General features: G+C 72.1%; 12 protein-coding genes and 1 pseudogene. 6 read left to right on the top strand and 7 right to left on the bottom strand.

All coding sequences use genetic code 11. The features are described from left to right. Positions 1-51: 51 nt before the first annotated feature. The 4 genes and pseudogenes from HTZ82_RS19100 to HTZ82_RS19115 form a co-directional block, all read right to left on the bottom strand. Complete coding sequence (locus HTZ82_RS19100) at positions 52-360, bottom strand: hypothetical protein (protein ID WP_175410631.1); 309 nt, start codon at positions 358-360, stop codon at positions 52-54. A gap of 19 nt (positions 361-379) precedes the next feature. Next, positions 380-571, bottom strand: a pseudogene (locus tag HTZ82_RS19105) (dihydrofolate reductase); the annotation flags it as partial. Between the two features lie 121 nt (positions 572-692). Next, a complete protein-coding gene (locus tag HTZ82_RS19110) occupies positions 693-1,856 on the bottom strand; it encodes a family 2 encapsulin nanocompartment cargo protein polyprenyl transferase (protein WP_175410633.1) in 1,164 nt (387 codons plus the stop codon). 100 nt (positions 1,857-1,956) lie between these two features. Then, positions 1,957-3,381: a family 2B encapsulin nanocompartment shell protein gene (locus HTZ82_RS19115; protein WP_175410634.1), complete on the bottom strand. Its 1,425-nt coding sequence runs from the start codon at positions 3,379-3,381 to the stop codon at positions 1,957-1,959. A gap of 199 nt (positions 3,382-3,580) precedes the next feature. On the opposite strand from HTZ82_RS19115, the gene HTZ82_RS19120 reads away from it, so the two are divergent. The 3 genes from HTZ82_RS19120 to HTZ82_RS19130 all read left to right on the top strand — a co-directional run bounded on the left by HTZ82_RS19120 (position 3,581) and on the right by HTZ82_RS19130 (position 6,201). Next, a complete protein-coding gene (locus HTZ82_RS19120) occupies positions 3,581-4,633 on the top strand; it encodes a pyridoxal-phosphate dependent enzyme (protein ID WP_309235561.1) in 1,053 nt (350 codons plus the stop codon). A 180-nt stretch (positions 4,634-4,813) separates the two neighbouring features. Then, a complete protein-coding gene (locus HTZ82_RS19125; protein ID WP_028963827.1) occupies positions 4,814-5,227 on the top strand; it encodes an anti-sigma regulatory factor in 414 nt (137 codons plus the stop codon). 17 nt (positions 5,228-5,244) lie between these two features. Further along, positions 5,245-6,201, top strand: coding sequence for an RNA polymerase sigma factor SigF (locus HTZ82_RS19130; RefSeq protein ID WP_309235562.1), 957 nt, complete (start codon positions 5,245-5,247; stop codon positions 6,199-6,201). 148 nt (positions 6,202-6,349) lie between these two features. Here the strand turns inward: HTZ82_RS19130 and HTZ82_RS19135 are convergent, their stop codons facing one another. Then, positions 6,350-6,769, bottom strand: coding sequence for a hypothetical protein (locus HTZ82_RS19135; protein WP_175410636.1), 420 nt, complete (start codon positions 6,767-6,769; stop codon positions 6,350-6,352). 129 nt (positions 6,770-6,898) lie between these two features. Between HTZ82_RS19135 and HTZ82_RS19140 the strand changes: the two genes are divergently transcribed. Then, on the top strand, positions 6,899-7,867 hold the full coding sequence (locus HTZ82_RS19140) for a diacylglycerol kinase family protein (RefSeq protein ID WP_175410637.1): 969 nt from the start codon (positions 6,899-6,901) through the stop codon (positions 7,865-7,867). A 319-nt stretch (positions 7,868-8,186) separates the two neighbouring features. Beyond that, positions 8,187-8,444: a WhiB family transcriptional regulator gene (locus HTZ82_RS19145; RefSeq protein ID WP_003953983.1), complete on the top strand. Its 258-nt coding sequence runs from the start codon at positions 8,187-8,189 to the stop codon at positions 8,442-8,444. A gap of 164 nt (positions 8,445-8,608) precedes the next feature. Here HTZ82_RS19145 and HTZ82_RS19150 read toward each other — a convergent pair whose 3' ends face one another. Both HTZ82_RS19150 and HTZ82_RS19155 read right to left on the bottom strand, forming a co-directional pair. Next, positions 8,609-10,078 (bottom strand): sensor histidine kinase, encoded by a 1,470-nt coding sequence (locus tag HTZ82_RS19150; RefSeq protein WP_175410644.1) that lies wholly within the window; start codon positions 10,076-10,078, stop codon positions 8,609-8,611. A 485-nt stretch (positions 10,079-10,563) separates the two neighbouring features. Next, the gene (locus tag HTZ82_RS19155) at positions 10,564-11,610 is read right to left on the bottom strand and encodes an SIS domain-containing protein (RefSeq protein ID WP_175410638.1); all 1,047 of its coding nucleotides are present in this window, start codon (positions 11,608-11,610) and stop codon (positions 10,564-10,566) included. Between the two features lie 116 nt (positions 11,611-11,726). Here HTZ82_RS19155 and nagB point away from each other — a divergent pair, with 116 nt between their 5' ends. Continuing rightward, positions 11,727-12,512 carry a glucosamine-6-phosphate deaminase gene (gene nagB, locus HTZ82_RS19160; protein ID WP_175410639.1) on the top strand — a complete coding sequence of 262 codons (786 nt, stop codon included), beginning with the start codon at positions 11,727-11,729 and terminating at the stop codon, positions 12,510-12,512. Positions 12,513-12,559: the final 47 nt, after the last annotated feature.

Consider the following 12,559-nt stretch of genomic DNA (forward strand, 5'->3'; position numbering starts at 1 on the left):
TAGCGGTATGACTGCCTCCGACGTGACGCCGGACACCCCTGGAGCCTGACTTCAGCCGATCTTGGTGCTGTTGCCCGGCTCGTTCCGGGATTCTTGATCGTTCCGCTCGCGGAGTGCCTTCTCGCGGAGCGCCTTGAGGCGGCGCTTGGCGTACTTCCAGTCCTTGGACTCGTGCGGCGTCCTGCCGAACAGGACGCATTGGGGGTTGTGGCACGGCTGCGGGCGCCACTCCGGCACCCACGCGCCGAGCACCTTGCGTCGTTTGATGGCCGTACCGACCGGCTCTCCGCAGGCGGGACAGACAACCTCCCGGCTCGTCTGCGGGCGGCCCTGGACGGTCCGGCGTCCTTCGGTGCCCATACGTCCAGGGTATTGCGGTTCAGCGATTGCGGCTGTACGTGCGGACGCACACCCCGTGACCGAAGGTGCGCACCGACTCCAGGGCGAAGTCCGAGACCGAGAAGGCGGCGGCGCCGCCGGACATCGGCATCCCGGAGCCGTAGAGCTGCGGATACGTCTTGACGGCCAGCCCGTCGATCTCGTCGACGAGCTGGCCGGCATGCTCCCGGCCGAGGACGTGGACCGGGTGGTGGACACGGTCGTACGCGCCGGTCCCGGGCATACGGAACGGGCCCACGGGCGCGGCCGAAAACCGCCGCCCGTGGGCCCGCGCCCCACGCCGTAGGCGCCACCTAGCGCGTACGCCGCGTCACGAACTCCGCCAGCGCCAGCAGGTCCCCCGCCGCCGCCAGGTCCGGCACCGCACGCGACAGCTGCTGCACCGCCCGCCCCATGCGGTCGGCCGCCTCCGTCTGCGCCCAGTCCCTGCCGCCCGCACGCTCCACGGCCTCCGCCGCACGCGCCACATCCTTGTCGTCCAGCTCGGCCTTCCCGTACAGCCGCGCCAGCTCGGCGCCGTCGGGTGTGCCCGAGGTCAGCGCGGCCACCACCGGCAGGGACTTCTTGTGGGCGGCCAGGTCGGCCCCCGCGGGCTTCCCGGTGCGCTCCGGGTCGCCCCAGATGCCGATGAGGTCGTCGATCAGCTGGAACGCCAGTCCCGCCTCCCGCCCGAACGCGTCCATCGCCGCGACCTCCGCCTCTCCCGCGCCCGCGTAGAGGGCGCCCAGCGCGCACGCGCAGCCGAGCAGCGCGCCCGTCTTGGCCTCGGCCATGGTCAGGCACTCGGCGAGCGTCACGTCCAGCGGTTCGCGGCCCTCGAAGGCGCAGTCGGCCTGCTGGCCGGCGCACAGCTCGATCACGCAGGCGGCGAGCCGCGCCGACGCCTCCGTGGACGCCTGCTGGCCGTCGTCGGCGAGGACCCGGTGGGCGAGCGCGAGCAGCGCGTCACCGGCGACCAGGGCGTCCGGTATACCGAAGACCGTCCAGGCGGTGGGCCGGTTCCTGCGGGTGGTGTCCTGGTCGACGATGTCGTCGTGGAGCAGCGTGAAGTTGTGCGCGAGCTCCACGGCCGCCGCCGCCCGCACGGCGACGAGCGGGTCGCCGCCCAGGGCGCGGGTCGAGGCGAGGACGAGCGCCGGCCGGATCGCCTTCCCGGCCGGGCCCGCGGCGGGGGTGCCGTCGCCGTGCTCCCAGCCGAAGTGGTACGCCGCCACGCGCCGCAGCGGCCCGGGCAGCGACCCGACGGCGGCCCGCAGCGCGGGGTCGACGGCCGTGCGGGTGCGGTCGAGCAGCACGGCCGGGTCGAGCAGCGCGGCCGCGTCCGGGCCGGCCGCGTCCCCGCCCCGGGCTCCGGCCGCGTCCCGGTCACCGTCCCCGTCACCGTCCCCGGCGCCGCTCCCGCTCCCGTGCCCGTGGCCGTCCCCGTACCGCGCTCCGGTCCTGTCCGTGCCGGTCATGGTCACGGTCTCCTCCTCCGCCTCTCGCTCCTCATCCGTCTGCGGGCAGGGGTACGGGCGGGGGCGCCGGTGCAGGGCGCCCCCGCCCGTACCCGGTCTCTCACCGCCAGCGGTTGATCTCGACGTTCTCCAGGACGCCCAGGGCGTCCGGGACGAGGACCGATGCGGAGTAGTAGGCCGTCACGAGGTAGGAGATGATCGCCTGCTCGTCGATGCCCATGAAGCGGACGGACAGGCTCGGCTCCAGCTCGTCCGGGATGCCGGTCTGGTGGAGGCCGATGACACCCTGCTCGGCCTCTCCCGTACGCATGCAGATGATCGACGTCGTACGGGCGTCGCTGATCGGGATCTTGTTGCACGGGAAGATCGGGACGCCCCGCCACGTCGGGATGCGGTGGCCGCCCATGTCGATGGTCTCGGGCACCAGGCCGCGCTTGTTGCACTCGCGGCCGAAGGCGGCGATGGCCTTGGGGTGGGCGAGGAACAGCTTGCTGCCGCGCCGGCGGGTGAGCAGCTCGTCCATGTCGTCGGGGCTGGGCACGCCGTCGTGCGGCTGGAGCCGCTGCCCGTAGTCGCAGTTGGCGAGCAGACCGAACTCGCGGTTGTTGATGAGCTCGTGCTCCTGGCGCTCCTTGAGCGCCTCGACCGTGAGCCGCAACTGCTGCTCGGTCTGGTTCATCGGCTTGTTGTAGAGGTCCGCGACGCGGGTGTGCACCTTCAGGACGGTCTGGGCGACGCTCAGCTCGTACTCGCGGGGCGCCGGGTCGTAGTCGACGAAGGTGTGCGGGATGACCGGCTCGCCGACGTGGCCGGACGAGAGGTCGATCTCCTTCTCGCCGTACTTGTTGGTCCGCTGGTGCGGGATGGCGGCGACGCCGGCGAGGTGGGCGGCGAGTCCGCCGGCCCGCTCGGCCAGGTTGAGGACGTCGGCGCGGGTGAGCTCCAGCATCACGCAGGCGGTCGCGGCCCGGTGCGTGTACTCCCAGGTGGCGTCGCCGTCGACGAGGGCGGCGTCTCCGAAGTAGGCGCCGTCGGCCAGGACGTCGATGACGGCCTCGTCGCCGTACGGCCCGGCGCCGATCTTCTCGACCCTGCCGTGGGCGAGGAGGAAGACCCGGTCCTTGGCCGCGCCCGCCTCGACGACGGCCTCGCCGGGCCCGAACTCGCGCTGGGCGCAGCGGGACGCCAGCTCCGTGAGGGCGGCCTCGTCGTCGTACCCGCGCAGGGCGGGCAGTTCGCGCAGCTCGGCGGGGATGACCTCGACGCGCCCGCCGGTCTGGACGAAGGTGACGCGGCCGTCGCCGATGGAGTAGGTGAGCCGCCGGTTCACCCGGTACGTACCGCCCTGCACCTGCACCCAGGGGAGCATCTTGAGGAGCCACCGGGAGGTGATCTCCTGCATCTGGGGGGCTGACTTGGTGGTGGTGGCCAGGTTCCGCGCCGCCGCGGTGCCGAGGCTCTGCTGCGGTGGCGCCTGCTCGGCCCGCACCTCGTCGCCGACCGAACCAACCGAACCAACCGACATGAAACGTCCCTCTCGATGATCTGTTGTGACCTGCCGAGGAATGCTTTCAGCACGTGGCGTGAGGACGCCATTACACAAATGAGTGGGAGTAGATGAAGATATGCGGGGCAGGAGCGCCCTGTTTTCGAGTGCGCGCGGCGCAAAACGATCACCTTGTCCGGAAGTCATCGTTCGCTGTGCGAACCCGGACAATGGACGGGTGAACGCCCACGACGCCGCCGACGCCGCCACCGGCACCGCCGGCACCCCGGAGCCCCTGGAACCGCGGCTTCCCTCGCCGCTGGAGCCGGTCGACGACGACCGCTTCGTACGGCGCGGGCTGCGGCTGCTGCTGAAGCGCGACGACCTGATCCACCCGGACCTGGTGGGCAACAAGTGGCGCAAGCTGGCCCCGAACCTGGCCGGGGCGGCGGGCCGCCCGGTGCTGACGTTCGGCGGGGCGTACTCGAACCATCTGCGGGCCACCGCCGCGGCCGGCCGGCTGCTCGGGTTCCCGACGACCGGTGTCGTACGGGGCGACGAGCTGGCCGGGCGGCCGCTGAACCCGTCGCTCGCGCGGTGCGCGGCGGACGGAATGCGGCTGGTGTTCGTGGACCGCGCGACGTACCGCGCGAAGGGCGACCCCGAGGTCCTGGCCCGGCTGCGGCGGGACGCACCGGAGGGCACGGTGGTGGTGCCGGAGGGCGGCAGCAACGCGGCGGCGGTACGGGGCTGTGCGGAGCTGGGCCGTGAGCTGCGCGGCCGGGCCGACGTGGTGGCCGTGGCATGCGGCACGGGCGGCACGCTGGCGGGCCTCGCGGCGGGCCTGGGCCCGGGGCGCCGCGCAGTGGGCTTCCCCGCCCTGAAGGGCGGCTTCCTGGCGGCGGAGATACGGGACCTCCAGGAGCGGGCGTTCGGCGGCCCGGCCGGCTCGTGGAGTCTGGAGGAGAGGTTCCACTTCGGCGGCTTCGCGCGCTCCACGCCGGAGCTGGAGGCGTTCGCGGAGGACTTCGGGGCGCGGCACGGGTTCGCGGTGGAGCGCGTGTACGTGGCCAAGATGCTGTACGGCCTGGTCGCCCTGGCCGAGGAGGGCGCCTTCCCGCCGGGCACGTCCGTCGCGGCGGTGATCACGGGCCGCCCCGAGCCGGGTGCGGCTGCCGGGGCCGGAGGCGCGGACGGGAATGAGGAAGGGGCCGAGACGGTTCGACCGCATGACGGCTGGGTACGTCAACCCTCCGCCGGTTCCTCAGGATTGGACGCCGCAGACCCCTAGCCACTGTGCGTACTCATATGCTTACCATGAGTGACAGGCGTCGGAGCCGGGGGCCCCGGCGACACGGCAGTATGGATCGCGATAGCGTCACCGCGACTACGCACTCCTGCGTACCGCACGGTTCCGGGGATCTTCTCTCCCCCGGTCCCCGAATGAGTTTGTGCCACCTTGGAGGTGAGGGTGTCCCAGATCGCAGGCGAGCCCGGGACCCAGGACTTCGTGGAAGTCCGGCTGCCCGCTGCGGGTGCCTACCTGTCCGTGCTGCGTACGGCCACGGCCGGCCTGGCGGCGCGTTTGGACTTCACCCTCGACGAGATCGAGGACCTGCGCATCGCGGTCGACGAGGCCTGCGCGATCCTGCTCCAGCAGGCCGTGGCCGGCTCGGTGCTCAGCTGTGTGTTCCGGCTCATCGACGACTCCCTGGAGGTCACGGTGTCGGCGCCGACGACCGACGGGCGGGCGCCCGAGCGCGACACGTTCGCGTGGACGGTGCTGTCGGCCCTCGCCGGGAAGGTGGACTCGTCCGTCGCGGATGACCGTACGGTCTCGATCAGCCTGTACAAACAGCGCGGCGCGGGACCCGGGCCGGCGTGAGGGACGGGGGTAGTCCGGTGCGGAACGAGGAGCGCGGCCCCAGGGGACTGGGCGCGGCGGAGGGCATCACGGGCATCCCGGAACAGCAGGCGCGGCCGCACCCGGTGGACGGTCTTGCGGAGGCGTCGGAGGCCTCGGGTCAGGCGCGGGCGGAGCAGGCGGCGCAGATGAGCGAACACGAGCACGGGCAGCAGGTCAGGAACCATCACCAGCACGATCCGCAGGACCGGAGCGGCGCACGCGCGATGTTCGTCCGGCTGCGGGAGCTCCCGGACGGCTCGCCGGAGCGTGCGGAGCTGCGCAACCAGCTGGTACGGATGCACCTGCCGCTCGTCGAGCACCTCGCGCGCCGGTTCCGCAACCGGGGCGAGCCGCTCGACGACCTGACGCAGGTCGCGACGATCGGCCTGATCAAGTCGGTGGACCGGTTCGACCCGGAGCGTGGCGTCGAGTTCTCGACGTACGCGACGCCCACCGTCGTGGGCGAGATCAAGCGCCACTTCCGCGACAAGGGCTGGGCGGTGCGGGTGCCGCGGCGGCTCCAGGAGCTGCGGCTGTCCCTGACCACGGCGACGGCGGAGCTGTCCCAGCGGCACGGGCGGTCGCCGACGGTCCACGAGCTGGCCGAGAAGCTCGGCATCTCGGAGGAGGAGGTCCTGGAGGGCCTGGAGTCCGCCAACGCGTACTCCACGCTGTCCCTGGACGTCCCGGACACGGACGACGAGTCGCCGGCGGTCGCGGACACGCTGGGCGCGGAGGACGAGGCGCTGGAGGGCGTCGAGTACCGCGAGTCGCTGAAGCCCCTGCTGGAGGATCTGCCGCCGCGCGAGAAGCGGATCCTGCTGCTGCGGTTCTTCGGCAACATGACCCAGTCGCAGATCGCGCAGGAGGTGGGCATCTCGCAGATGCACGTCTCCCGGCTGCTGGCCCGCACCCTGGCACAGCTTCGGGAGAAGCTGCTGGTGGAGGAGTAGGCGGGGGCGGCCCGGGGGCCGGTGCGGAACGCCCTGGGCAGGCGGCCGTCCGTTTTGTGCCCCCCCTCCCCCGAGCTCTCGACTCCGCTCAAGCAGGGGGGACCCCATCGCCCTTGACGGAACGCATGACCACAAAACGGACGGCGGTTTACCCGCGGCGGCCGATGCCCAGGGCCTGGGGCGTGGACGGGTGCAGGAGCATCGCGAGGCCCGTGACGGATACGGCCGCCAGGGCGATGCCCGCCGGGATCGCCGCGCCCGAGGCGCGCAGCAGCGTCCACGCCACCGGCAGCGCCATGAGCTGCGTGATGATCGCCGGCCCCCGGCTCCAGCCGCGCAGCCGCAGCAGCCCGCGCGCGGCGATCAGCGGGATGAGCCCCAGCGCGATCAGTGTCGCGCCGCCCGTCAGGGCCTGCGTCACGCCGTCGGGGTCTCCGGTCAGGGTGCTCACCAGGACGTACACGCCCCCGGCGAACAGGGCCAGCGCCTCCAGCCCGGCCACCGCCGCGGCGGCCGTCACCCGGGTGGGACGCGTCAGGGGTGCGGGGGTCTGCTCGGTGCTGCTCACCCCAGCAGGGTAGCCGCCCCCGCCCGGCGGCCGACGGCCCGGCGGCCCCCGCCCCCGCCCGGCGCCCCGGGGACCGGCCGCCCCCAGCCCCTCTGGGCGCGGTACCGCGCGGTAGGTACCCTGGCGGTCATGCGCGCACTTCTCGTGGTCAACCCGGCAGCCACCACCACGAGTGCCCGCACCCGCGACGTACTGATCCACGCGCTGGCCAGCGAGATGAAGCTGGAGGCGGTGACCACCGAGTACCGGGGCCACGCCCGCGACCTGGCCCGCAGGGCCGCCGAGTCCGAGGACGTCGACCTGGTCGTGGCGCTCGGCGGCGACGGCACGGTCAACGAGGTCGTCAACGGACTGCTGCACAAGGGCCCCGCCCCGGAGCGGCTGCCGCGCCTCGCCGTGGTGCCCGGCGGGTCCACGAACGTGTTCGCCCGCGCCCTGGGCCTGCCCAACGACGCGGTCGAGGCGACCGGCGCGATCCTCGACGCGCTGGCCGAGCGGCGCACCCGCACCATCGGGCTCGGCCTCGCGGCCGGGACGCCGGGCACGGAGGACGAGGCGGTTCCGCCGCGCTGGTTCACGTTCTGCGCGGGGCTCGGCTTCGACGCCGGCGTGATCGGCCGGGTCGAGCGGCAGCGGGAGCGTGGCAAGCGGTCGACGCACGCGCTGTATCTGCGCCAGGTGTTCCGGCAGCTCCTGGAGGACCCGCACCGCAGACGTGGCGCGATCACGCTGACGCGGCCGGGCCGGGACCCGGTCGAGGACCTGGTCCTGTCGATAATCTGCAACACCGCGCCGTGGACGTTCCTCGGGAACCGTCCGGTGTACGCGTCGCCCGACGCGTCCTTCGACTCCGCGCTGGACGTGCTCGGACTGACCCGGCTGTCCCCGGCGGCGGTGGCGCGGTACGCGACGCAGCTGCTCACCTCCAGCCCGGAGCGCGGCCCGCACGGCAAGCACGCGGTGTCGCTCCACGACCAGACCGAGTTCGCCTTGCATTCCAAGGTCCCGTTGCCGTTCCAGATGGACGGAGACCACCTGGGGCTGCGTACGAGCGTGACGTTCACAGGCGTTCGCCGTGCACTGGGTGTGATTGTGTGAGCGGAAGGGCCCTTGGCCCTTTATCTCGAACGTATGGGCTGGGGTCCACCCCATAGAAGTACGGCTGTGACGGAGCCGACACCGAGGAATCAAAAAAAACTTTCCGGAAGGGGTTGTATCCGTCGCCGAGGTTTGCGAGTCTCTACGTGGCGATCGGGACGGCCCGCAGCACCGGCCTCCAGTGAGAGCCAGAACCCCTCCTCAAACCAGGACCACACCAGGCGTTGCCTGGCCGTCGGCCCTTCCCTTGCGGAGGGATTCGTGAAAGCGTTCACATTCACAAGCAACTTGCATGCAACACCAAGGAGAGGTAGCAGCCATGGACTGGCGTCACAACGCCGTTTGTCGTGAGGAAGACCCCGAGCTGTTCTTCCCCATCGGCAACACCGGTCCTGCGCTGCTGCAGATCGAGGAAGCCAAGGCTGTCTGCCGACGCTGCCCCGTGATGGAGCAGTGCCTGCAGTGGGCGCTCGAGTCCGGCCAGGACTCCGGCGTCTGGGGTGGCCTCAGCGAGGACGAGCGTCGTGCGATGAAGCGCCGCGCCGCCCGCAACCGGGCGCGCAACGCCAGCGCCTGAGCACCACCACCGCGCCTCCCGAGTAGCAGCGCGCAGCAGTAGTACCCCGAAGCGTTCGAGCCCCGGACCGTGACGACACGGTCCGGGGCTCGCTGCTGTGCGCGGCAACGCTGTCGCTCCTGCTGTCGCTCCTGCTGTCGCGCCCGCTGCCGCTCCTGCTGCCGCTACTTCTGGGCGCGTACGGGCACGTCGAGGACCGCGCGCGTGCCGCCTTCCGGGGCCGGGCGCATGTCGAACGTACCGCCCAACTCCCCCTCCACCAGGGTCCGTACGATCTGCAGGCCCAGATTGCCTGCGCTCTGCGGGTCGAAGCCCTTGGGCAGGCCGCGGCCGTCGTCCTGGACGGTGATCAGCAGCCGGGCGTCGGCGGCTCGGGTGTCGCCGCGTACCGCCGTGACCTCGACCGTGCCGTGCTCGCCGGGCGCGAAGGCGTGCTCCAGGGCGTTCTGGAGGACCTCCGTGAGGACCATCGACAGGGGCGTGGCGACCTCGGCGTCGAGGATGCCGAAGCGGCCGTTGCGCCGGCAGGTGACCTTGCCGGGTGAGATCTCCGCCACCATCGAGATCACCCGGTCGGCGATGTCGTCGAACTCGACGCGCTCGTCCAGGTTCTGCGAGAGCGTCTCATGGACGATGGCGATGGACCCGACGCGGCGTACGGCCTCGTTGAGGGCTTCGCGGCCGCGGTCGGAGTCCATGCGGCGGGCCTGGAGGCGCAGGAGGGCCGCCACCGTCTGGAGGTTGTTCTTGACCCGGTGGTGGATCTCCCTGATGGTGGCGTCCTTGGTGATCAACTCGCGTTCGCGGCGGCGGAGTTCGGTGACGTCGCGGAGCAGCACGAGGGAGCCGATGCGGCTGCCCTTGGGCTTGAGCGGGATGACGCGGAGCTGGATGACGCCGCCGTTGCCCTCGACCTCGGTCTCGCGCGGTGCGTAGCCGCTGGCCAGTTTGACGAGGGCCTCGTCGACGGGGCCGCGCGAGGGCGCGAGTTCGGCGGTGACCTGGCCGAAGTGCTGGCCGACGAGGTCGGCCGAGAGGCCCAGGCGGTGGTAGGCGGAGAGGGCGTTGGGGGACGCGTACTGGACGACGCCGTCCGCGTCGAGCCTGATCAGGCCATCGCCGGCGCGCGGCGACGCGTCCATGTCGACCTGCTGCTCGGGGAACGGGAAGGCACCCGCGGCGATCATCTGCGCGAGGTCGGACGCGGACTGGAGGTAGGTGAGCTCCAGGCGGGACGGCGTGCGGACGGTGAGCAGGTTGGTGTTGCGGGCGATCACTCCGAGTACACGGCCCTCACGGCGTACGGGGATGGACTCGACCCGTACGGGGACCTCCTCGCGCCACTCCGGGTCGCCCTCGCGCACGATGCGGCCCTCGTCGAGCGCGGCGTCCAGGAGGGGGCGGCGGCCGCGCGGGACGAGGTGGCCGACCATGTCGTCCTGGTAGGAGGTGGGCCCGGTGTTGGGGCGCATCTGGGCGACGGAGACATAGCGGGTGCCGTCGCGGGTGGGGACCCAGAGAACGAGGTCGGCGAAGGAGAGGTCGGAGAGGAGCTGCCACTCCGAGACCAGCAGGTGGAGCCACTCGAGGTCGGACTCGCTCAGAGCGGTGTGCTGGCGTACGAGGTCGTTCATGGAGGGCACGTCTGCGAGCGTACCCGTGCGGTCGTGTCCCGCCGAACCTGGTGCTTTACCGGTCCGTGGTGGAGGATGGACCAAGAAGTCCGTGTGACCTGTGGATGGACAGACGAGAATGGTCTAGTCCACAATGGCATGGTAAAGACTTCGGACTTCCGCCCTCCCCGCACAGGAGGGTGGACCGGGACCCGGCGCTCTCTGCCCTGACTGCGCCAGGTCTCACCCACGGCCGCGGGAACCGCACACCCTCGGCCGTTGCAACTCCGGGCTGCGGTGCCGGACGGGTTGAGGGTCCCGTCCCGGCGCCGCGGCCCGCGGGTGTTTTCTGGGGCTCCGCCCCCAGACCCCCGTATCGCTCCCCCAAGCTCTTCGAGCAGGGGGGACCCCCAGAACGGCGCTCGTCCTCAAACGCCGGACGGGCTGAATCAGCCCCCGCCTCGGGAAGGGCGGGAAGGAGCGGGCAGGGGAATGCCCAGCGCGACCTAGTGCGTCTCCGTGACTTTCGCCAGCGCCCGGGGCGCGTCCGGGTCCTGGCCGCGGGCGATCGTCACCTCGTACGCGAGGAGCTGGAGCGGGAGGATCTCCAGGATCGGCTGGAGCTCCTCGGGGATGCCGTCGTCGGGCAGGGCGAAGCCCGCGGACGCCGCGTCCACCTGGGCCTGGGGGCCGACCACGAACAGGTCCGCGCCACGGCCGCGCAGGCGGTCGAGCACGGGCTGGAGCGCCTCGCCGCCGCGGCCGGCGGTCACCACGGCGACGACCGGCGAGACGTTGTCGACCATGGCCAGCGGACCGTGCAGCAGATCGGCGCCGGAGTAGGCGAGCGCCGGGATGTAGCTGGTCTCCATCAGCTTCAGGGCGGCTTCCTTGGCCGTCGGGTAGCCGTAGCCGCGCGAGGTGATGACCATGCGCTCCGCGAAGCGGTAGCGGGCGGCCAGGGTGCGGATCTCCTGGCGGCGGGCCAGGACCTGCTCGGCCACTTCGGGCAGGCGCAGCGCCTCTGCGCCGGCGCCGCCGCGCAGTCCCTCGACGAAGAGGTACAGGGCCAGCAGCGACGCCGTGTACGTCTTCGTCGCGGGCAGCGCCTTCTCGGGGCCCGCCAGGATGTCGATGTGGTACTCGGAGACCGCGGCGAGCGGCGAGTCCGGGTTGTTCGTCACGGCCAGGGTGATCGCGCCCGACTCGCGGGCCGCGCGGGTCGACGCGACCAGGTCCGGGGAGCCGCCGGACTGGCTGACGGTGATGACCAGGACGTCGGTGAGGTCGGGCTTCGCCCCGTACGCCGTGGTCGTCGACATGGACGTGAGGCCGCAGGGCAGGCCGGCGCGGATCTCCAGCAGGTACTTGGCGTACAGGGCGGCGTTGTCGGACGTGCCGCGCGCGGTGAGCAGGACGAAGCGCGGGGCGCGTGCGGCGATCGCCTGCGCGGTGGCGCGGATGTCGGGGGCGCCGCGCTCCAGGATGCGGCGCAGCACCGCGGGCTGCTCCGCCATCTCGGCCGCCATGATCCGGCCGGGCTCCTCGTTCATGGTCCCAGTCGACCAGGGTTCACGGGTGGTCGCCAGCCGTGGGTTCGGGGCCCCGATTCTGCTAGATTGGTCTATACCACTATGCGACCACCACTCTCCAGATCGGCAGGCCCAGCGTGGAAGTTGTCATCGTCCCGGACGCACGGGCAGGCGGGGAGCTCATCGCGGAGGCGATGGCCCGCCTGCTGCGCGGCAAGCCCGACGCCCTGCTCGGCGTGGCCACCGGCTCGACGCCGCTCCCCATCTACGACGCCCTGACCGCGAAGGTCCGCTCCGGCGCGGTGGACGTCTCGCGCGCCCGGATCGCCCAGCTGGACGAGTACGTCGGGCTGCCGGCCGGGCACCCCGAGTCGTACCGCTCCACGGTGCTGCGCCAGGTCGTGGAGCCCCTGGGGCTGAGCCCCGACGCCTTCATGGGTCCCGACGGCTCGGCCGAGGACGTGCAGGCGGCGTGCGAGGCGTACGACAGGGCGCTCGCCGAGGCCGGCGGGGTGGACCTCCAGATCCTCGGCATCGGCACGGACGGGCACATCGGCTTCAACGAGCCCTGCTCGTCGCTGGCGTCCCGGACCCGCATCAAGACGCTCACCGAGCAGACGCGGGCCGACAACGCCCGGTTCTTCGACGGCCGTCTCGACCAGGTGCCGCACCACGTCATCACGCAGGGCATCGGCACCATCCTGGAGGCCCGCCACCTGGTGCTGCTGGCCACCGGCGAGGGCAAGGCCGAGGCCGTCGCGCAGACCGTGGAGGGCCCGGTCGCCGCGCTCGTACCGGCGTCCGCGCTCCAGCTGCACCCGCACGCCACGGTCGTCGTGGACGAGGCCGCGGCGTCCAAGCTGAAGCTGGCCGACTACTTCCGGCACACGTACGCGAACAAGCCGTCCTGGCAGGGGTTGTAAGCCGCACACCGAACGAGAGAGAGCCGGGCGCCCCACAGCGCCCGGCT

This window comes from Streptomyces sp. TRM64462, from assembly GCF_013362995.1.
Classification (GTDB): domain Bacteria; phylum Actinomycetota; class Actinomycetes; order Streptomycetales; family Streptomycetaceae; genus Streptomyces.